Annotated in this window: 16 protein-coding genes; 2 read left to right on the forward strand and 14 right to left on the reverse strand. The window is 73.4% G+C overall.

The window, feature by feature from the left end:
- The first annotated feature begins 106 nt into the window (after window positions 1–106).
- Entirely contained in the window at window positions 107–1096 is a 990-nt protein-coding gene (locus ACIPYQ_RS01375; protein WP_401245117.1) for a methyltransferase domain-containing protein, read from the forward strand.
- Here the strand turns inward: ACIPYQ_RS01375 and ACIPYQ_RS01380 are convergent, their stop codons facing one another.
- From ACIPYQ_RS01380 to ACIPYQ_RS01445, 14 genes are all read right to left on the reverse strand, one after another.
- On the reverse strand, window positions 1097–2131 hold the full coding sequence (locus tag ACIPYQ_RS01380) for an FHA domain-containing protein (RefSeq protein ID WP_401245118.1): 1035 nt from the start codon (window positions 2129–2131) through the stop codon (window positions 1097–1099).
- 44 nt (window positions 2132–2175) lie between these two features.
- A complete protein-coding gene (locus ACIPYQ_RS01385; protein ID WP_401245120.1) occupies window positions 2176–3501 on the reverse strand; it encodes a VWA domain-containing protein in 1326 nt (441 codons plus the stop codon).
- 32 nt (window positions 3502–3533) lie between these two features.
- A complete protein-coding gene (locus ACIPYQ_RS01390; RefSeq protein ID WP_401245122.1) occupies window positions 3534–5165 on the reverse strand; it encodes a protein phosphatase 2C domain-containing protein in 1632 nt (543 codons plus the stop codon).
- A 3-nt stretch (window positions 5166–5168) separates the two neighbouring features.
- Window positions 5169–8048, reverse strand: a complete 2880-nt coding sequence (locus ACIPYQ_RS01395) for a tetratricopeptide repeat protein (RefSeq protein ID WP_401245124.1) — start codon at window positions 8046–8048, stop codon at window positions 5169–5171.
- Window positions 8045–9334 carry a hypothetical protein gene (locus tag ACIPYQ_RS01400; protein ID WP_401246076.1) on the reverse strand — a complete coding sequence of 430 codons (1290 nt, stop codon included), beginning with the start codon at window positions 9332–9334 and terminating at the stop codon, window positions 8045–8047. Before ACIPYQ_RS01400 ends, ACIPYQ_RS01395 begins: the two co-directional genes overlap by 4 nt.
- A 119-nt stretch (window positions 9335–9453) precedes the next feature.
- Window positions 9454–10404, reverse strand: coding sequence for a glutamate ABC transporter substrate-binding protein (locus ACIPYQ_RS01405; RefSeq protein WP_401246078.1), 951 nt, complete (start codon window positions 10402–10404; stop codon window positions 9454–9456).
- Window positions 10405–10559: 155 nt separating this feature from the next.
- A complete protein-coding gene (locus tag ACIPYQ_RS01410) occupies window positions 10560–11969 on the reverse strand; it encodes a hypothetical protein (RefSeq protein WP_401245126.1) in 1410 nt (469 codons plus the stop codon).
- Between the two features lie 206 nt (window positions 11970–12175).
- Complete coding sequence (locus tag ACIPYQ_RS01415) at window positions 12176–13171, reverse strand: N-acetylglucosamine kinase (RefSeq protein ID WP_401245128.1); 996 nt, start codon at window positions 13169–13171, stop codon at window positions 12176–12178.
- On the reverse strand, window positions 13162–14427 hold the full coding sequence (locus ACIPYQ_RS01420) for a 6-phospho-beta-glucosidase (protein WP_401245130.1): 1266 nt from the start codon (window positions 14425–14427) through the stop codon (window positions 13162–13164). The genes ACIPYQ_RS01415 and ACIPYQ_RS01420 overlap by 10 nt, the downstream gene beginning before the upstream one ends.
- Before the next feature lie 5 nt (window positions 14428–14432).
- Window positions 14433–15272, reverse strand: coding sequence for a carbohydrate ABC transporter permease (locus ACIPYQ_RS01425; RefSeq protein ID WP_401245132.1), 840 nt, complete (start codon window positions 15270–15272; stop codon window positions 14433–14435).
- Window positions 15269–16210 (reverse strand): carbohydrate ABC transporter permease, encoded by a 942-nt coding sequence (locus tag ACIPYQ_RS01430; RefSeq protein ID WP_401245134.1) that lies wholly within the window; start codon window positions 16208–16210, stop codon window positions 15269–15271. The genes ACIPYQ_RS01425 and ACIPYQ_RS01430 overlap by 4 nt, the downstream gene beginning before the upstream one ends.
- Window positions 16211–16216: 6 nt before the next feature.
- A complete protein-coding gene (locus tag ACIPYQ_RS01435) occupies window positions 16217–17551 on the reverse strand; it encodes an ABC transporter substrate-binding protein (protein ID WP_401245136.1) in 1335 nt (444 codons plus the stop codon).
- Between the two features lie 101 nt (window positions 17552–17652).
- Window positions 17653–18879 carry an ROK family protein gene (locus ACIPYQ_RS01440; protein WP_401245138.1) on the reverse strand — a complete coding sequence of 409 codons (1227 nt, stop codon included), beginning with the start codon at window positions 18877–18879 and terminating at the stop codon, window positions 17653–17655.
- A 136-nt stretch (window positions 18880–19015) separates the two neighbouring features.
- The gene (locus tag ACIPYQ_RS01445) at window positions 19016–20113 is read right to left on the reverse strand and encodes a mechanosensitive ion channel family protein (RefSeq protein WP_361756922.1); all 1098 of its coding nucleotides are present in this window, start codon (window positions 20111–20113) and stop codon (window positions 19016–19018) included.
- 269 nt (window positions 20114–20382) lie between these two features.
- On the opposite strand from ACIPYQ_RS01445, the gene ACIPYQ_RS01450 reads away from it, so the two are divergent.
- Window positions 20383–20919, forward strand: coding sequence for an HNH endonuclease (locus ACIPYQ_RS01450; protein ID WP_361756919.1), 537 nt, complete (start codon window positions 20383–20385; stop codon window positions 20917–20919).
- Window positions 20920–20934 lie beyond the last annotated feature (15 nt).

Raw genomic sequence — 20934 nt, forward strand, 5'->3', positions numbered from 1 at the left:
ACACCCGGACGGAGGACCGGGGTCCTAGGACCCTCCGCAGGGGCCGGCACGGGCCGGCCGGGGCCGCGCGTTCGCACGCGAAGGCCGTGCGCAGGACAGTGGAGGCATGGGCGCACACACCGCACGCACCGAGACGCGCGATCTGCGGGAGACCGCGCACGCGGCCCAGGTGCGGGAGCTCACCGCTGCCGGGGTGCTGGAGGATCCGCTCTGGCGGTCGGCGTTCGCCGCCGTGCCCCGGCACCTCTTCGTCCCCTACTTCTGGACCGGCCGCGGCGCCGGCCACGAGCGGCTCTGGGCCGAGGACCCCGACCCCGAACGCCGGGCCCGCTGGCTGCGCGGTGTCTACGTCGACACCCCGCTGGCGACCCGGCTGCGCGACGGCCGGCTGGTCTCCTCCAGCAGCCAGCCCTCCCTGATGGCGAAGATGCTGGACGCCCTCGACGTGCGCGACGGGGACGACGTCCTGGAGATCGGGGCGGGCACCGGCTACAACGCGGCCCTCCTCTGCCACCGGCTCGGCGAGGAGCACGTCACCACCGTGGACCTGGACGAGGAGATCACCGAGTCCGCACGGGCGCACCTGGCCCAGCTCGGCTACCATCCGGCCGTCGTCACCGGGGACGGCGCGCGCGGCTGCCCCTCCCGGGCCCCGTTCGACCGGATCATGGTGACCTGCACGCTGCCCCTGATCCCGCACGCCTGGCTCGGCCAGTGCCGGCCCGGAGCGCGGATCCTGGCCCCGCTGTCGACCGGGCTGATCGCGCTCACGGTGCGGGACGCCGATTTCGCGGAGGGCCGCTTCCTGCACACCGCGGCGTACTTCGTCCCGCTGCGCGGGGCCACGGCCGCGCCGCCGCCGGACCCGGGCGGGGCGGCGTACGGGCTCCCGTACGAACTGGTGGAGAACGAGCGGTTCCAGTTCATGCTCGTGCTGACCGCGGGCGTACTGCATCCCCGCGAGGCCCTGGACCTGTGGCGCAGCGAGGGGCGCCCGGCCCGCGAGCGCTTCGGGGTCTCGGTCAGCGCGGAGGGCCAGTGGTCGTGGCTGGACGATCCCCAGGGGCCCTACGTGTGGCCCCTGGGGGAGGCGTGATCAGCCGCGGCGGATGGTGATCGTCGTCCAGGCACCCACGTGGACGCGGTCGCCGTCGGTGAGCGGGACCGGGACGTACGGCTGGATCGGCTCCTCGCCGCCGTTGATGGTGGTGCCGTTGGTGGAGTTCTGGTCCACCACCGCCCAGCTGAGGTCGGGCTGCTGGACGAGGACCGCGTGCTGGTGGGAGACGCCCGGGTCCTCCGGGGGCACCGACAGGTCGATGTCGGGGGACTCGCCCGTGGAAGCGCGGCGGCGGCCGATGGTGATCTGACCGCCGACGAGCGGAAGGTGCTGCTCCGGGGAGTAGGCGGGCAGGTTGAGCCCGGCCGCCTCGGGGCCGCTGCGCTGCATCATCGCCATGAAGTACGAGCGGTCGGGGCCGATCGTCGCGGACCAGGCGCCGCCCTGGGGCGCGAACGGCTGGTGCTGCTGCGCCGGAGGCTGCTGCTGGTACCCCTGCGCCGCCGCCTGCGGGGCCTGCTGCTGGTACTCCTGCTGGTACTCCCGCTGTTGCGGCGGGGGCTGCTGCTGGTACTGGGGCTGCGCGGACTGCTGGTACTCGCGCGGCTGCTCGTGCGCGGGCGGCGGCAGCAGCCAGTCGTCCTCGCGCTGCAGCGGCTCGGCCGGCCGGTTGACCCGGGACGGCCGCGAGCCCTGGTACTCGAAGTGGTCCTGGGAGTAGTTCCCGGGAGCGGGCACGGGCGGCGGAGGCGTCCCACCGGGGCCGGGACCGGGAACGGCACCCGCACCGGTCGGCTGCGGGCCGGGGTCCGGCGCCGGCGGCGCGTACGAGGTCGCCGTACGGGTCAGGAAGTTGTACCGGCACTCCTCGCAGAACGGGGCCATGGCCTCGCGCGGGGTGCGGCACTGCGGGCAGAGCTCGGCCACGGCGGTCGCCTCGCCGGCGGTCGGGGGGAAGCCGTAGCCGTAGGAGGGCGCCGCAGGGGGGCCGTCCGGGGCACCCATGCGGTGGCCGCAGACCTCGCACCAGTCGTCGGAGGCGGACTGGTGCCCGTTCGGGCAGGTCGGCATGGCGGCGCTTCCCCCTTCTTCTCCCTGCGTCTTCACGTCAGGTCTCAAGACTTCTTCACTCGGACGGTCTGTGTCGATCGCGTTTCAAGAGTCATCTCGTCGGCATCGGCAACCTTCGCTTTCAGCCGCACAGTACCCGCCACGGCGTCCACGACATCCACCACCTTCGACAGCAGTCTTGCCGTGTCGGCGTTCCCGGAGGCGCTCGCGAGTTGTACCGCGCGCCCCAGTTTGGCCGTGGCCCCGTCGACATCGCCCAGTTTGCGGGCCTCCAGGCCCTGTTGGATAGCCTGCGCCAGCTCCGCCTGTCCGGTGTAGTGGGCGACCTGCGGGCTGATGGCGGTGGACGCGGCGAGATCGGTCGTCCACACCGCGCGCACCAGGCCCTGGGCGAGAACGGTCTCGGACCCGCCCGCCGATGCCGGAAGGACGAGCGTGGTGCGGGCGGCGAGCATCTCCTGGCCGACGGCCGCACCCGGGACGCGCACGCACACGTGGTACTCGCGGGACTCGTCGCCCCACGAGCCGGTCGGGTAGTCGCCGGCGCGCGGGCCCGCCGCGGTGCGGCGGTCGGTCAGGTCCTGCACGGTCGGGGCGACCTGCTTCACGTACTGGATCTCCGCGCCGACCGGGGTCCACAGGCGCAGCGCGACGTCCGCGACCTCCTTGCCCATGACGTTCTCCATCATGCGCGTGAAGTCCTCGGTGAGGTGCGCCGGGTCGGCCACGATGTCGGCGGAGCCGAGCAGCGCGCTCGCGATGCCCGTGACCTCCTTGACCTCCCAGTCGGTGCCCACCCCGCGGGCATCGCAGGTGAAGCGGCCCGCGCAGGCGTCGAGGGTGGCCCGGAGCACGGCCGGCTCCTCGTGCTCGTTGCGGCCGTCGGTGAGCAGGATGCCGTGCCGGATGACGGCGCTCGAGCTGCGCAGCAGGCCGTCGGCGAGGCGCAGCCAGGTGCCGATGGCGGTGCCGCCGCCGGCGCTGAGCCCGCGCAGGGCCTCCTTGGCCTGGGCGCGGGTGGCCGGGTCGGCCACGGCGAGGCGGCCCTGGCCCGGATAGACCTCCTTGGCCACGTGCGTACCGGCGATCACGGCGAAGGAGGTGCCGTCGCGCAGGGTGTCGACGGCCGCGGCCGTGGCCTCGCGGGCGCCCCGCATCTTCTCCGCGGGGTACTCCATGGACCCCGAGCAGTCGACCATGATCACGACGGCGGCCGTGCCGTCGGCGGCCGTCGCCCGGGTCGCGGTGGCACCGCCGGTGGCGGTCACCGTGACGATGGCGTGGACGTCACGTCCGCCCTCGGGAAGGAACTCGTTCTGGTACACCTCCACGCTGAAGCGCGGGGCGCTCGGCTTGGCGAAATTCGCCATCGATGGGACTCCTAAGGCTTCGGGCAGGCGGGTCAGACCTGCGGGCGCGCTTCCGGTTCCGGTCGTGCTGCCGGGCCCGGCTCCACCCCGGGGCCCTGTTGCTGCTCGGGGTCCGCCGCGAACGGCACCACCGCGACGGTGACGTTGTCGTGGCCGCCCCCGTCGAGGGCGTGCCCCACCAGCACCTGCGCGCTGTGCAGCGGGCGGGCCGCGGCGTCCGCGGGCAGCACCTGGGCCATCTCCCGCGCGGACTCCGCGTAGTTCCACAGTCCGTCGGTGCAGACCACCACCACACCGGGGTGGTCCGGCTTGAAGGTCGCGGTGTGCGGTTCGAGCTCGTACGCGTCGGCACCCAGCCAGCCGGTGATGGCGTGCGCGCGGACGTCCGCGTAGGCCTCGGCCTCGCCCATCAGCCCGGCGGCGACCATCTGCGCGGCCCACGAGTCGTCCTCGGTGAGCCGGCGGGGCAGCGCGGCGCGGTCGTCGGGCACCCAGTAGGCACGGCTGTCACCCACCCAGCCGATGGTCAGCAGCCCGCCGCTGACGACGGCGCCCACCAGGGTGCAGGCGGGGGCGTTCTGCGCGCCCGGGATCTCCGGGGCCAGGGCGTTCACCGCGGCGGCGGCGGCCAGGATCGCCTCGTGCATGGCCTCCTGGGGGTGCGCGCCACGGGGGAGCGCGTCCAGCAGTGCCTCGTTGGCGGCGCCGGCCGCGGCGGCCGAAGCCTCGTCGGGGCGGCTCGCGGAGGAGACGCCGTCGCAGACGATGGCCACGGTGGCGGCGGACCCGTCGGGCAGGGCGGTGGCCGCCACCGCGAAGGAGTCCTCGTTGCGGTGGTGGCGCAGCCCCCGGTCACTGACGGCGGCGACGCTCCCCAGTTCCTCTTCGAGGTGGTCCCGCTCGCGGGGCTGTGCGTGCCCGCAGTGCTCGCAGTACCCGTCGGTGTCCACGTGGCCGGCCCGGCAGGCGACACAGGTCTTCCCGCCGGTCGCCACGCCGGGCTGGGACGGGGTCTCGTACGGGGCTTCGGCGGCGCCCCAGGGCGTCCCCTCGGGGGGCGTGCCGGAACTGCCGTCCGGCCGGTCGTGGCGGGTCTCGGGGACGTCCGCCCGGCCCTGCGGGTCCGAGGGCCCGGACGGGCCGCCCGGTGCCGGCCCGGAGCCGTCCGCGGCGCTGCCCCGCGGCCGGCCGACGTGCCCCTGCTCCGCGGTGGACCCGGGGGCGTACGAGCCTCCCGCTCCCCACGGGGTGCCCTCCGGGGGCGTGCCGGTGCCGTACGGGTCCCCGTGGCCCGGGCTCCCGTACGCGGACCCGGCCGCCTGGCCCGGCTGCGGCAGCAGCCCGGGCTCCGCCGCGGTGGCGTTCCAGCCGGCCGGCTCGTCGACCAGCGTCGGCGCGGCCGCGGCCACGCTGCCCCAGCCGGGCGCCGGTTCGGCGGCCTCGTGGGACGCGCCGTGGGCCGCGGCGGCGGCCGGGCTCCCGTAACCGCCCGCGGGGGCGGCCGGCGGGGCCGGTGGCGCCGGCGGGATGGGCATGGTCGGGTGGTCCGCGGACGCAGCCGGGGGAGGAGCGGTCACGGCGTAGCCGCAGACGCCGCAGAAACGGTCACCCTCCTCCAGGGGTTCCGCGCAGCTGGGGCAGCCCGACAGCCGATGCATCGACATCACTCACACCCACGTCCGGGGACGGAAACGGTTTGCCCGCTCCACCAGTTCGATCCTCTCCTCGCCACGCCGCGCCAGCCGTGCGAGGACGCGGTACGAGCGCTCCAGTCCGAAGCGCAGGCCCCGCTCGTCCAGTTGACTGCCGAGCAGCGAGGTCCGGCCGGGGTCGGAACCCCGGCTGCCCGACAGTACCCAGTCCAGGGCCGAGCCCAGAACCTCCGTCGCGAGCCGCTCCTGACGCTCCGGGTCCAGCCCGAACCGCCGCAGGGCCTCCACCTGGTCGGCTGCGGCCGCCAGGTCCGCCAGCAGCGGCTCCTCCGGGGACCGGTCGCGCAGACGTGCGCGTACGGCCGCCACCCGGGCGGCGGTGTAGTGGATGGACGCCTCCGGTACGGATTCCAGCGTGCGCACCGCCGCGTCCCGGTCGCCGGCGGCCAGTTGGACCCGGGCCAGCCCGAAGGCCGCGCTCACGAATCCGGGGTCGGTGATCCACACGAGCCGGTAGTACTCGGCGGCGTTGTCCAGCTGGCCCAGCACCTCCGCGCACAGCCCGAGGGCCAGCTTCGGCGCGGGCTCGCCCGGGAACGCGTCGTAGATCGCGTCGAAGGACAGGGCCGCGATCTCGTTCTCACCGGTGGCCAGCGAGGCGATGCCACGGGCCCACACCACCCGCCAGTCGTCCGGATGCCGGGCCTCCAGCTCCGCCAGGGTGCGCCCGGCCGAGGCCAGCTCGCCCAGCTCCAGCCGGGCCCGCAGCTCGCGCAGCCGCAGCTCGGCCGAGTCGGCGGGCGCCGAGGCCAGCGCGCCCAGCAGGTCGCCCGGGGCGGAGGCCAGCAGACCGGTGAGGAAGCCGGCGTTCGGATCGCCCGCGTCCACCAGCGGCACGGGCAGCGCCAGCGCGGTGTCGCCGGCGTCGAGGGTGGTCGCTCCGGCCGGGGCCGCCGCCTCGGTGGGAGCGGCCGGGGACAGCGGGGCCGGTCCGGGGCCCGCCGCCGGAGCCTGACGGGCCCGGGGCACGGGCGCCGCCGCCACATGCGTGGCGGTGCTCCCGAGCGCGGGCACGGCCGCACCACCGGGCGCGGGCGCCCATGCACCCGGCGTGCCGCCGGTGAGCGCGTGGCCGTGCGGGCCGAACGAGCCGGCGGGCGACGCCGAGGCAGCTGCCGGGGCCGGCGCGTGCGCCCCGGCCGCGGGAGCTCCCGCGGGCAGGGGGACGCCTCCCGGCGGGGTACCGGGCCCCCACGGGCCGGACGCCCCGGGCAGGGCCGCGCCGCCCGGCGCGTGCGCTCCCGTGGCACGGGCCCGGCCGCGGCCGCGCAGCCCGGCTCCCCGCGGGGAGGCGAGCGGGCGCAGGCCCAGCCGGGACACGACCGTGCCCGAGGCGGCGTCGGTGAACAGCCGCGTGTCCGGAACGCGCAGTTCCGGGCCGAAGAGGGTCGACAGCTGGGGCCGCGGCCGGCCCGTCTGGAGCGCGACCACCTCGCGCAGCACGCCCGTCAGCTGGTCCGCCATCTCCTGCGCCGAGGAGAACCGCCGGCCCGGATCCGGATCCGTCGCCCGTACGAGCAGCCGGTAGAAGGACTCGTACCGTCTGAACACGTCGATGTGCTCGGGATCCGGCAGCGAATCCACGAACACGTTGGTGTAGCCCTGGAAGTCGAACGTCAGGACCGCGAGCGTCCGCGCCACCGTGTAGAGGTCGGAGGCCACCGACGGGCCCAGCTCCGCGACCTCCGGCGCCTGGTAGCCCACCGTGCCGTAGATGGCCGACTCCTCGTCGTCCATCCGGCGCACCGCACCCATGTCGATCAGCTTCAGCTGGTCCTGCTGCTGGATCGCGTTGTCGACCTTGAAGTCGCAGTACAGCAGGTTCCTGCTGTGCAGGTGGCCCAGCGCCTCCAGCGCCTCGATCCCGTACGCGCACGCCTGCTCCACCGGCAGCGGATCGCGCCGCCCGTCCGGCCTCCGCCGCTCGTTCGCGATTTCCTTCAGCGACTTGCCGCCGACGTACTCCATGACGATGTACCCGTCCAGCGAACCGGTCCGCTGGTCCAGGTGCTCCACGAAGTTGTAGATCCGCACGATGTTGGAGTGCTCGATCTCCGCGAGGAAGCGGCGCTCCGATATCGCGGCCTCCATCGCGTCCTGGTCGCCGGTGTCGAGCAGGCCCTTGAGGACCACCCACCGGTCCGCGACCGCCCGGTCCACCGCCAGGTACACCCAGCCGAGACCGCCGTGCGCGAGGCAGCCCGCCACCTCGTACTGGCCGCGCACCACGTCGCCCGCGTTCAGCTTGGGCACGAAGGAGTACGGGTGCCCGCACTTGGTGCAGAACCCTTCCGTCCGGCCCGGCCGCTCCCCGCGGGACCGGCCCACCGGCGCCCCGCAGTCCGCACGCGAGCAGAACCGCTTGCGCTCCGGCACCTCCGGGTTCTCCAGGACCGCCGCCGCAGGATCCGGACGCGGCACCTCCGGAACGTTGACCAGCCCGGCTCCCAGCCGGCTGCGCCCCGAGGACGCCGCCGAGCCCGAACTGCGCACCGACACCGACCGGGTGGACGCCGTACCCGACAGGGACCGCGACAGCCGACCCGACACCGAGCGACGGGACGAGGAGGACCGGGAGGAACGGGCCGAGGCCGAGGACCGCGCCGAGCCGTGCGAGCCCTGCGAACCCATCGACCCACGGGACCCGCCGGATCCCAGGGAGCCCCGGGCCGCGCTCGTCATCCCCGTCGGGGGCGACACCAGCTCGTCCGCGCCCGCCGCGACCGAGCCGACCGGCGCCAGCCCGCAGGTGTCGCAGTACAGCTCGCCGTCGCCCATGTCCTCGTACGTCCCCGGGCAGCCGGGGCGAACGCACGCCGTTCCGACCAGACTCATGCGTCCTCCTTCCCCGGCCCCCCGGGCCGGAACTGCTCAGGTCGATGATCTTCGTGCCTGGGCTGCTGCGGCACAAGCGATTCCGCCGCCGCCTGCTGGTAGCGCAGGACGGCCTGCTCGGCCGCCCGCAGGTCGCAGGGCGCGCTCCACAGCATCCGGCGGGCCGCGTCGTACCGCTCGACCAGCACCGGATCCTCCGCCATCCCGTGGCGGGCCACCTTCGCCTTGTACGCGTCGAGCCGCCCGCGCAGCTCGGCCCGTACCGCCAGTGGCGCCGTCACAGCTGTCAACGATTCACGGGCCCGTCGCAGTTCCTCCTCGGCCCGGACCTCCAGCGATTCCAGCAGCGGCGAGAGCCGGTGCCAGCGCGACTGGCGCCGGTGCTCGGCCGCCGCGGCCAGCTGTTCCTGCAGCACCGTGGGCGGGCCGCTCACCGCCGGCACCTCGGACGCGGCGATCTTCGCCAGCACCTCACCGCGCGCCGTCCGCGCCTCCGCCAGGGTCCGGTCGGCCCGCGAGAGCACGTCCCGCAGGCTGATCAGCCGCTGCTCGGCGTCCTGCCGCACGTCCAGTACCGCCTCGACCTCCCGGCGTACGTCCTCCAGCGCGAGCGCGGCCCGGTCGTAGCGCCCCGTGTCCGGACGGCCACCGCCGGGCGCCGCGCTCCCCGTCATCGGCAGCCAGAAGGCCAGCGGGTCCGCGATCACCTGCGCCCGCAGCTGCGTCAGCTCCGCGGTGATGTCCTCCAGGTCGTCGCCCGAGGGATGCTCGCCCGGCCGCACGCCCACCGAATGGGCGAGCGAGCGGGTGCGGTGCAGCTCGGCGGCGAGCAGGTCGATCCGGGCGGGCAGCGCCGACCACACGGCGTCGGCGGCGACCACCACGTCCAGCGAACGCGCGTACAGACCGTTCATCCGCGCCACCAGCTCGGCGAGCGAGAGCCGCTCCGCCAGCGCGACGCCCTCCGCCGCGGCCCCCGCGATCAGCACCCCGGGCCCGCGCAGCCGCTCCGTCAGCTCGATCAGGTCCTCGCGGTTCGGCCAGCGCCGCCGCTCCCGGACCTCCCGGGCCGCGGTCAGGGCCCCGCTGTAGGCGTCGAAGTACGTCCACAGCCGGCTGATGTCCGCGTCCGCGGCCGTCCACCGCTCCTTGGTGATCCCGGTCAGCGCGGCGCCCTCCAGCAGCCGGCGCCCCGCGTGGTCCTGGAGGGCGAGCAACGAGGTCTCCACGGCCTCGTGCTCCGCGCCCAGCCGGGCCAGGGCGCGGTCGACGCCGTCCCGGTCCATCACTGCCGAACCCGCCTCCACCGACTGTGCCTCCGCTTCCGCTGCCGCCTCCGAATCCCTCTCCACGTGCTCCGTGTCCGGCCCCGCACCCGGTCCCGTACCCGAAACCGCCACCGGCCTCAGCCGTCCCGGTACTTGGGGGCCGGCGGCCCGGACACGCCGGGCAGAACGGGCTGCAGGTGCTTGAGGTACGCCCTCATCCAGGGGCTGTCATTGCCGCCCGCGCGGTAGTTCTCCAGCACCTTGTTGACCCGGCGCACCAGGTCGGAGGCGTCCTTGTTCATCGCCACCCCGTAGAACTCCCGGGTGAAGGGCGAACCCACCAGCTGCACCGAGGGGTCCTGCGCGGCCTGGCCGGCCGCGAGGGCGTTGTCCGTGATGATGCCGTCGACCTCGCCCAGCTGGAGCCGCACCAGGCAGTCCAGCTGGTTGGCCACGGTGACCGGGACCGAGCCGTACGACTGGGACTTCAGCGCCGCCTCCGCCGTGGAACCGGCCGCGAAGCAGATCCGCTTGTCCTTCAGCGAGGGGTCGTACCCGGTGATCGGCGAACCCTTGGGGGCCAGCACCTGCTGCCCGGCCTCGAAGTAGGCCGTCGAGAAGGCGACGTCCTCCAGCCGCTTGCAGTTGATGGTCATCGTCCGCACGACGATGTCGACACGGCCCTCCTGGAGCGCCGGAATGCGCTGGCTGGTGGGGATGGCCCGGTAGATGACCGCGTTCTCGTCGCCCAGGATGTCCCTGGCGATGGCCTTGACCAGGTCGATGTCGAAGCCGTCGAGGCGGCTGCCCTCGGCGGTCTGGTTGCGGTAGCCCCAGCGGAAGCTGTTCTGGTCGACGCCGGCGACGAGCTTGCCCGCCTCCTTGATCCGCGCGATGGCCGCCCCGTCCACGTCGGACGGGCGCAGGCTCGCCTCCGGGTCCTGGCAGGTGTCGGCCTGGGCCCACGGCGCGGCCGGGGCCGCCGCCATCGCGGCGGGCTTGCGGCCCGCCGGCCCGCCGGTGTCGGGCGTCGCGTGGGCCAGCGGCAGCAGCACGACCGCGGCCGTCACCGCACAGGCGACGGCCATCGCGCTCACACCGCCCCAGCCGCGCAGCCGGCCCGCGGCCCGCCGCACCCCGGACGCCGCGCCGCCCGGAGCCCCGGCCTGCCCCTCGTGGGACGCGTGCGCCTCGTACTGCTCGTGACCTTCGGCGGCCCGCCTCGCTCGTATCCGCATCGCGCTCACCTGTACTCCGAAAGCCTGCGCCCGATACCGAGCAGGGCAGCCCCGGCTCCGATGACCACCAGGATCGCCGAGCCCGTCACCAGACCGCCCGTCGCGCCGATGCCGTCCCGGGCCGCCCGGGTGAACTCCTGCTGCTCGTGGGCCACGGCCTGCTCCAAGGAGGCGTCCACCGTGTCGAAGGCGGCCCCGCTGCTCTCCTTGTGCTTCGCGTCCCCGACGACCTGGGGCAGCGCGGCTTCGTAGTCGCCCTTCAAGTCCGCCTCCCTGGCCGCCGTGTGCCGTTGCTTCCACTGCACCACGCCGTCCACGGCGCGGCTCACCGGGCCCCGGCCGGCCTCGTCGTCGGCCAGTCGCAGTGCGATCGCCAGCCCGGAGTCCAACTGCTGCATGTTGTTCGTGAAGTCCACGTCGTACTTGTCGGACTTCTTGTCCTCGGCCAGTACGGCGCCCCGCGCGATCAGCGTCAGGTTCTCACCGGCCCGCGCCTGCAAGGAGGCGATCCGCGCGTCGTTGAGCACCTTCATCGACTCCTGCCCGTCCGCCCGCGCCTCACTCAGCGAGGACCGCGCCACCGTGTGGCCGACGGCCAGCCACAGCAGCACCACCACCGACGCGGCCGTCGCGGCCAGCAGCCCGTGGTTGAAGACCCGGTTGGTGTGCCGGTAGTTGCGGCGCTGCGCCCACACGAGGCCGGCGACCGCGAGCAGTCCCGCACCGAGCGAGGCCAGCGGCCAGGACCGGGCGTCGTCGTAGTCCTTGTAGAGCCGGCCGGTCTCCGCCTCGTACAGCCGCTGCGCGGCGGGCAGCAGCTGGGTGGTCATCTGCTCGTTGGCGTAGCGGAGATAGGCGCCGCCCAGCGGCAGGCCCTGCCGGTTGGTGGCCCGGGCCTGCTCGATCAGGCCGGTGTAGCGCGGCAACTGCTCGCTCAGCAGGGCGATCTGCTCGCGGGAGTCCTCGTTGCCGCCGGTGTTGGCGGCCGCGCTCACCAGCAGCTTGGAGGCGTTCGCGATGTCCTTCTCGTACCGCTGCCGGACCTCGCGCGGCTCCTGGGCGCCCAGCAGGAAGCCACTGGAGGAGGTCGTGTCGGCGTCGGCGAGGGAGCGGTAGATGCTGGCCGCGTCCGCGCTCAGCGGCTGGCTGCGGCCCACCACGTCGTCGGCGGCGGTGGTCCGGCCGGAGATCTCCCAGACGCTCACCGTGCCGAACAGCACGATCAGGGCGGCCAGTGCGGCGCCGATGATCCGCAGCCGGCCGGGCTCGGTGGTCGCCGCCTCGCGCAGCCGCTCCACACCCTCGGCCCAGGCGGTGCTCCGCCCGGGCGGCCCGTCGGGCGGCGAAGCCGGTCCCCCCGCGGGCGGCACGGCACCACCGCCCCCGGGCGCGGGCGCGCGTGATGTGATCGCCACCGTGACCTCCCCCTCGGTCCTGTAGTCCCCCAGCCAACGGCGGGAGGCACCCCCTGCGCAGCAGTATGGACGTAGTGCCGGTCGACCACAGCACCCGGTGCTGCATCCGGGGGGATCCGTCCCCGGGGGCGCCCTCCGTCACCCCTTCATCTCAATACGTCTGCACGAGCGCCACGGTTCCAGACCGGCGGCCTTCCGGGGCGGGTTCACCCGAAATGGGCACGGAGTTTTCCGTAGGCGAGGGGTGGGGAGGCGAGGGCGTCGAGGCCGAGGAGGGCGGCGCCCAGGACCGGGGGGGTCGTGACCACGTGGATGCGGGCGTGCGGGGCGCGGTCGGCGAGGCGGGTCGCGATGCGGTCGTTCAGCTGCGGGTGCCGGGCGGCCAGGACGCCGCCGCCCAGGATCACGGGCACCTCCTCGTCCAGCAGGCCCAGGCGGTCCAGTGCCACCGAGGCCATGGCCACGATCTCGTCCGCCTGCCGGTGCACCAGCGACAGCGCCACCGGGTCGCCGGCGGCCGCCACCGCGAACAGCACCGGGGTCAGTTCGTGCCGCCGCCCGGCCGGGATCCGGCCCAGGTGCATCGCCTCGATCAGCGCGGCCATCGAGTCGAGGCCCAGGAGCGCGGGGAGGGCCCGGGCCAGTTCCGTCGGCTCGCCCCGGCCGTCCTCGGCACGGGCCGCGAACCACAGGGCCTCGTCGGCCAGTCCGCCCCCGCCGCCCCAGTCGCCGGAGATCCGCCCGATCGCGGGGAAGCGTGCCGTCCGCCCGTCCGGGGTCATCCCGACGCAGTTGATGCCGGCCCCGCACACCACCGCGACGCCGCGCGGCTCGGCGCCCACGGGCAGGCCGGCGCGCAGCAGGGCGAAGGTGTCGTTGTGCACCTCCGTCACGAGCCCCCAGTTGCGGCGCTTGATCTCGCGCGCCAGCTTCCACTCCTCCACCGGGAAGTCGGCGTTGGCCAGGCAGGCCGACACGTGCTCGGCGCAGGGGCCGAGGCCGCGTCCCTCCCGGTAGTCCAGGCCGGCGTCGGCCATCGCCTCGGCCAGGACGTCGACGGCCGCGGCCACCCCGGTCCGGGTCGGCTGGAAGCCGCCGGCCTGCCCGGAGCACAGCACCGAACCGTCCGGGCCGAGCAGGGCCACGTCGGTCTTGCTGTTCCCCGCGTCGATCGCCAGGACGGAACAGAGGCTCACGCCCATGCCAGGTGCTCCTTGTTGTGCGCGAGGAGCCGGTCGGTCAGCCCCTCGGCCAGGTCGAACTGGCCGACCAGCGGGTGCGCGAGCAGCGCCTTGAAGACCCGCTCGCGACCGCCGCGCAGCGCCGCGTCCAGCGCGAGGTCCTCGTACGCCGTCACGTGCGCGATGAGCCCGGAGTGGAGCGGGTCCAGCCGGGGGACCGCCAGCGGCCGCGGGCCCGAGGGGCCGACGTGCGCCTGCACCTCGACGACCGCGTCGTCCGGGAGGAAGGGCAGGGTGCCGTTGTTGTACGTGTTGACCACCTGTACGGCCGGGCCGCCGTCGGCCAGCAGGGAGGCGGCCAGGTCCACGGCTGCCTCCGAGTAGAAGGCGCCGCCCCGCTTCGCCAGGAGCGCCGGCTTCTCGTCGAGTGCGGGGTCCCCGTACAGGGCCAGCAGTTCCCGCTCCATCGCGGCGACCTCGGCGGCCCGCGAGGGCTTCGTGCCGAGTTCCCGTACGACCTCGTCGTGGGCGTAGAAGTAGCGCAGGTAGTAGGAGGGCACGACGCCGAGCCGGTCCAGCACCGCCCGCGGCAGGCGCAGGTCCCCGGCGATCGCCTCGCCGTGCGCGGCGAGCAGCTGCGGCAGCAGGTCCTCGCCGCCGGGGCCGCCGCGGCGCACGCCCAGTTCCCAGCTGAGGTGGTTGAGGCCCACGTGGTCCAGGTGGATGTCGCCGGGGGGCAGGTCCAGCAGGGCCGCGAACTTCCGCTGGAAGCCGATGGCGACGTTGCACAGCCCGACGGCCTTGTGCCCGGCCCGCAGGAGGGCCCGGGTGACGATCCCGACCGGGTTGGTGAAGTCGATGATCCAGGCGTCCGGGTTGGCCCGCCGGACCCGTTCGGCGATGTCGAGGACCACCGGGACCGTGCGCAGCGCCTTGGCGAGGCCGCCCGCGCCCGTGGTCTCCTGCCCGACGCAGCCGCACTCCAGGGGCCAGGTCTCGTCCTGCAGCCGGGCCGCCTGGCCGCCGATGCGCAGCTGGAGCAGGACCGCGTCGGCCCCGTCGACCCCCGCGTCGAGGTCGGCGGTGGTGGTCACCCGGGCCGGATGCCCCTGCCGGGCGAAGATCCGCCGGGCCAGGCCGCCGATGAGTTCCAGCCGGTCGGCGGCCGGGTCGATCAGGACGAGCTCGCCGACCGGCAGGGTGTCGCGCAGCCGTGCGAAGCCGTCGATCAGTTCGGGGGTGTAGGTGGAACCGCCGCCCACCACTGCGAGTTTCATTGCCGTCAGCCTTTCACGCCGGTCAGGGTGACTCCCTCGACGAACGCCTTCTGGGCGAAGAAGAAGAGGACGATCACCGGGGCCATGACCAGCACGGTCGCGGCCATGGTCAGGTTCCAGTTGGTGTGGTGCGCCCCCTTGAAGGACTCCAGTCCGTAACTGAGGGTCCAGGCGGCCGGGTTGTCGGAGGCGTAGATCTGCGGGCCGAAGTAGTCGTTCCAGGCGGAGAAGAACTGGAACAGCGCGACGGCGGCGATCCCCGGCTTGGCCATCGGCAGCACCACGCGCAGCAGGGTGCGCACCTCGCCGCAGCCGTCGACGCGGGCCGCATCGAGGTACTCGTCGGGGATGGTCAGCAGGAACTGGCGGAGCAGGAAGATGGAGAAGGCGTCGCCGAAGGCCATCGGGACGATCAGCGGCCACAGGGTGCCGGACAGGTCGAGCTGCTTGGCCCAGAAGAGGTACATGGGGATGACCACCACCTGCGGCGGCAGCATCATCATGGCGATCACGAGCAGCAGGGAGAGCCGCCTCAGGCGGAAGCGGAACTTGGCGAGCGCGTACGCGACGGGCACGGAGGAGACCACGGTCAACAGGGTGCCGAGCCCGGCGTACAACAGGGTGTTGCGCCACCAGGTCAGGAAGCCGGGCGTGTTCCAGACGGTGGCGTAGTTGTCCCATTCCCAGGTGTGGGGCCACAGGTCGCGGGTGAGCGCCTGCCGGTCGCCCATCAGGGAGGTGAGCAGGAGGAAGACGAAGGGGAGGACGAAGAAGAGGGCCGCGGCCACGCCGAGGGCGTGGACGCCGATCCAGTGCAGTACGGCCTTGCGCCCGTGCGTGCTCACTCACCTGCTCCGATCAGTCCGCCACGGCGCCGCATCAGGAGCGCGGTGAAGGCCATGGAGAGGGCGAACAGGACGAGCGCGACGACACAGGCCGTGCCGTAGTCGAAGCGCTGGAATCCGAGGTTGTAGACGAGCTGCGGCAGGGTCAGGGTGGACTTGTCGGGGTAGCCGGGCTCGAACTGCTGGCCGGATCCGCCGATGACACCTGCCGCGACCTTTCCCGCCACCAGGGGCTGGGCGTAGTACTGCATGGCCTGGATGACGCCGGTGACCACCGCGAACGCGATGATCGGCGAAATGTTGGGCAGGGTGATGTGCCGGAACCGTGCCCAGGACCCGGCCCCGTCCAGCTCGGCGGCCTCGTACTGCTCCTTCGGTACGTCGAGCAGTGCGGCCATGAAGATGACCATCAGGTCGCCCACCCCCCACAGGGCGAGGGCGGTGAGCGCGGGCTTGGACCAGTCGGCGTCGGTGAACCAGCCCGGGGTGGGCAGTCCCACCGCGTCCAGCAGGGTGTTGGCGGGGCCGGTGCCGGGGTTGAGCAGGAAGACGAAGGCCAGGGTCGCGGCGACGGGCGGGGCCAGGTAGGGCAGGTAGAACAGGGTCCGGAAGATCCCGACCCCCGTCTTGATCTTCGTGACGAGCAGGCCGACGCCGAGGCCGAAGAGGACCCGGCAGGTCACCATCACCGCCACCAGCCACAGGGTGTTGCGCATCGCCGGCCAGAAGAGCGGATAGTCCGTGAAGACGTAGCTCCAATTGTCCAGGCCGTTGAAGGCGGGCTGCCGGAAGCCGTCGTACTTGGTGAAGGAGAAGTACAGGGTGGACAGCAGGGGGTAGGCGAAGAAGACCGCGAACCCGATGAGCCAGGGGGACATGAAGGCCGCGGTCCGCAGGGCGGAGCGGCGGCGCTTCGACCGCAGGGTGGGGGTGGTCATCCGGGGCTACTTCGCCTTCGCGATGTCCGTGTCGATCTGCTGGTCGGTCTTGGCGAGGCCGGCCGGGATGTCGGTGACGTCGCCCTTCTCGACCCCGTACGCGAAGTCCTCGAAGGTCAGCTGGTAGGTGCCGCCGTCGGCCTGGGCCGGGGTGGTGCCGGACTTCGGGTGCCGGGCGATGTCGAGGAAGGTCTTGAACTCGGGGGTCACCTGGAGGTTCGGGGACTCCAGGGCGGCCAGCGTGGAGGGCACGTTGTGGATGGCGTTGGCGAAGGCCACCACCGCCTCGGTGTCGGTGGTCATGTACTTGACCAGTTCCCAGGCGGCGTTCTGCTTCTTGCTGCCGGAGGCGATGCCCATGATCGTGCCGGAGAGGTAGCCCTTGCCGTAGTCGGCGGCCTGCTCGTCCGGAACGGGCAGCGGCGCGGTGCCGATCTCGAACGCGACCCCGGCCTCCTCGGCCATCGGGGCCCGCCACTCGCCGTCGATCTGCATCGCGACCAACCCCAGGTGGAAGGGGTGCTCGGCGCTCCACTCGTCACCGAAGGTGTTGCGGAACCTCTCCAGCTTCTCGTAGCCGCCGAGCTTGTCCACCAGGCCCTTCTGCGCGGTCAGCATCTTGGCGAAGGCCGGGTCCCGGGCCAGGTTGGACGTGCCGTCGGCGTCGAAGTACGTGGCGCCCCACTGCGCCGCGAGCCGCGTCGGCTTGGTCTCGTAGCCGTGGAAGGTGGGCATCAGGCCGACCTGCTCGTACGAGTCCCCCTTGGGCTTGGTCAGCTTCTGCGCGACCTCGGTGAACTGGCTCCAGGTCCTGGGGGGTTCGGTGATGCCGGCGGCGGCGAAGGCGGTCTTGTTGTAGACGAGGCCGTACGCGTCGTGGAGCAGCGGCAGGGTGCACTGGTTGCCGTTGAACTGGGTGTACTCCAGCAGGGTCTTGGGGAAGACCTTCGTCTTGTCGACCCCGGATTTCTGGAGGAAGGGGTTCAGGTCGGCGAAGGCGCGGGAGTTGCAGAACTTGCCGACGCTGTCGGTGGTGAAGGAGGAGACCACGTCGGGGGCCTTGTCCCCGCCCGCGCGCAGGGCCTGGTTGATCTTGTCGTCGGTCATGTTGCCGGTGACCTTGACCTTGATGTTCGGGTGCGCCTTCTCGAACCGGGCGATGTTGTCCTCGATCGCCTTGGTCTCGCTCGGCGCGGACCAGCCGTGCCAGAAGTTCAGGGTGACGTCCGCCTTCGGGTCGTCGGAGGCCGTGTCCGCGCTCTGGCCCGTACAGGCCGTGGCGAGGGCGGATATCGCGGCGAGGAGGGCGGCTGCGGTGGTCAAGCGTCCGGTTCTGGGCATGGCGGGGCTCGCTCTCTGCGGAGGACGAAACTTCCGGTGGGGGGAGGGTGCCGGGCGGAACGGGCGGGGTGGACGGGACGGGCTGGGGCGGGCGGGGCGGTTCAGCGGGAGGTGTCGAACACTTCGTCCCGGGTGGCGGCCAGTGCGCTCTCCAGCGCGCCGTGCAGGACCGGCCGTTCCCGTACCTCGCCGGGGACCAGCAGGGGCCGGGAGGGGGCCAGTTCGGCGAGTTCGGCCTCCAGCAGGGCGCGCAGCGGCTCGCCGCCCGCGCTGATCGCCGCCCCGGACAGGACCACGATCTCCGGGTCCAGCACGGCGACGAGCGAGGCGAGGCCGGTGGCGAGCGCGGTGGCGTACGACTGGAGGAAGCGCAGGTGCGCGCCCTCGGGAGCGGCGGCGGCCCGCCCGAGCAGGGCGACGGCGGCGGCGACCTCGGGGCTGTGCGGGCCGCCGGAGGCGCCGGGGGCGGGCCCGGGCGCGGCCTCCATGCCCAGTTCCGCGGCGAGCCTGGGCAGTCCCTCCACGCCGGCCAGCTCCTGGTAACCGCCGGAGTTGGCCCGGGTGACCTGCCGGACCAGGGGGCGGCCGGGTACGGGCAGGAAGCCCACCTCGCCCGCGCCGCCGGTCCAGCCGCGGTGCAGCCGGCCGCCGAGCACCAGGGCGGCGCCGAGGCCCTCCTCGTTCCAGAGCAGGACGAAGTCCTCGTGGCCGCGGGCCGCGCCGAGGCGCTGCTCGGCGACGGCGGCGAGGTTGACGTCGTTCTCGTACTCCACGGGCATCGGCAGGGCCGCCGCCAAGTCTTCGAGCAGGGTGGGGGAGTGCCAGCCGGGCAGGTGGCTGGCGTAGCGCAGCCGGCCGCTCTGCGGGTCGAAGGCGCCCGGGGTGGCGATGACCACCCGGTGCAGGTCGGAGCGGTGCAGCCCGGCGGCCTTGACGGCTCCGCCGAGGGCCTCGGTCACCTGGTCCACGGCCTGCGCGCCCTCGGTGTACGGGACCTCGTGGGAGGCGATCACCGTCCCGGTGAGGTCGGCGACGGCCGCCAGCACGCGCCCGGGGGTGACGTCGAGCCCGCCGACGTACGCGGCGCGGGGGTTGAGCGCGTACAGCTGGGCGCTGGGGCCGGGGCGGCCGCCGTCGGTGCCGGTGGCCAGGACGAGTCCGGCGGCTTCCAAGCGGGCCAGCAGCTGGGAGGCGGTGGGCTTGGACAGTCCGGTCAGGTGCCCGATGCGGGTCCGCGACAGCGGGCCGTGCGTCAGCAGGAGTTCGAGCGCGGCCCGGTCGTTCATGGCGCGCAACAGGCTGGGCGTTCCGGGTGTGGCGGCGGGCATGGAGCGGCTCTCCCTCACCGAGGCGATCTGTTAGGTAAGTTTCCTATCACCGTGTGATCGGTGTCAATGCCGCTGCCCCGCAGGTCATTCGCGAATGACCTGCGGGGCAGCGGGGGCGATACGGGGGCCGCAGCGGTTACTTGGTGATCCGCGGACCGGCCGGCGGCGGGATCGGGGCGGTGGCCAGCGACTGAGGGGAGGCCGGGTTCGCCAGTGCCGACGGCGCGGCGACGGAGGCCGACGGGTCCGCCGGGGCCTCGTCCTCGTCATCGGCGGCCGGCAAGCCGCCGATGATCCGGATGCCCGCGGCGTCGAAGGCCTCCTTGATCCGCCAGCGCAGCTCCCGTTCCACCGCGAACTGCTGGCCCGGCATCGTCTTCGCCGAGACGTTCACCGTCATCGAGGCGAGCAGCACCTCGCCCAGGCCGAGGACCTCGACCGGACCCCACAGGCGCTCGTCCCACGGGGACTCCTTCGCCAGGGTGTCGGCGACCTCCTGGACCACCTCGCGGATCCGCGGCAGGCTCTCCGTCGGCTTGACCTGGACGTCCACGCCCGCCGTGGCCCAGCCCTGGCTGAGGTTGCCGATCCGCTTGATCTCGCCGTTGCGCACGTACCAGATCTCGCCGTTGTCCCCGCGCAGCTTGGTCACGCGCAGCCCGACCTCGATGACCTCGCCCGAGGCCACGCCCGCGTCGATCTTGTCGCCGACGCCGTACTGGTCCTCCATGATCATGAAGACGCCGGACAGGAAGTCCGTGACCAGGTTCCGGGCGCCGAAACCGATGGCCACACCGGCCACACCGGCACTCGCCAGGAGCGGGGCCAGGTCGATCTTCAGCGCGGCCAGCACCATCAGCGCGGCCGTGCCGAGGATCAGGAACGAGGCCACCGAACGCAGGACCGAGCCGATCGCCTCCGAACGCTGGCGCCGCCGCTCGGCATTGACCAGCAGCCCGCCGAGCGCGGTGCCCTCGACCGCCTCCGCGCTGGTGTTCATCCGGGTTATCAGCTTGGTCAGCGCCTTGCGGACCACCGACCGTATGACCGCCGCGATCACCACGATCAGCAGGATCCGCAGGCCGATGCTCAGCCAGGTGGCCCAGTTCTGCTCGATGAAGCTCGCGGCCTCGGTGACGCTGGCCTGCGCCTCCTTGACCGAGGCGGGCGCGTCCGGAACGTCGGCTGCCAACGGCAGCAGAGCGGCGGGCCAGGGCACGACGGGAACCTCCATGTAGAGCGGTCTGCCCGCCGGGGGTCCCCCGGAGGGAGTCCGGGGAAGGTCGTGCGGGCCAGACCATCCACACTAACGGGGCAATCCCTTCACCTTGGTGCCGTGTTCGAGGGAGAGACCAGACTCACCTGGGGATGACTGAGTGTGGTTGAAAACACCTCGGACCCGTTACGGGCGCGTGGTGGCGCTTCGACCAGCCGTAAGGAGAGACTGGAGAGCAGATCGTCCCGGCGCGAGCCACGCGCCGCCGACGTACAAGGAGGCAGTCCGTGCCGCACGTCCTGGTCCTCAATGCGTCGTACGAGCCCCTCGGCGTCGTACCGCTCCGCCGCGCGCTCGTCCTCGTCCTGGAGAACAAAGCGGTCTCCCTGGAGGAATCCGGCGCCTTTCTGCACAGCGCGACGAGGGTCGTCCCCGCTCCCAGCGTGGTACGGCTCAAGCGCTTCGTGCGGGTCCCCTACCGGGGGCCCGTTCCACTCACCCGGCGCGCCCTGTTCGCGCGGGACGGCGGCCGCTGCATGTACTGCGGCGCCGTCGCCACCAGCGTCGACCACGTCATCCCGCGCAGCCGGGGCGGGCAGCACGCCTGGGACAACGTCGTCGCCGCGTGCCGCCGGTGCAACCACGTCAAGGCCGACCGGCACCTGCTGGAGCTGGGCTGGCGCCTGCGCCACCAGCCGGCGCCTCCCTCCGGGCTGGCCTGGCGGATCATCGGGACGGGGCACCGGGACCCCCGCTGGATGCCGTACCTCCAGCCGTACGGGGCCGAGGACGCGCTGGAGCGCATCGGGGTCGCGGCGTCTTGAACCTCGGCTCCGCTG

Origin of the sequence: Streptomyces sp. NPDC090045 (genome assembly GCF_044747975.1) — a bacterium.
Classification (GTDB): Bacteria; Actinomycetota; Actinomycetes; order Streptomycetales; family Streptomycetaceae; genus Streptomyces.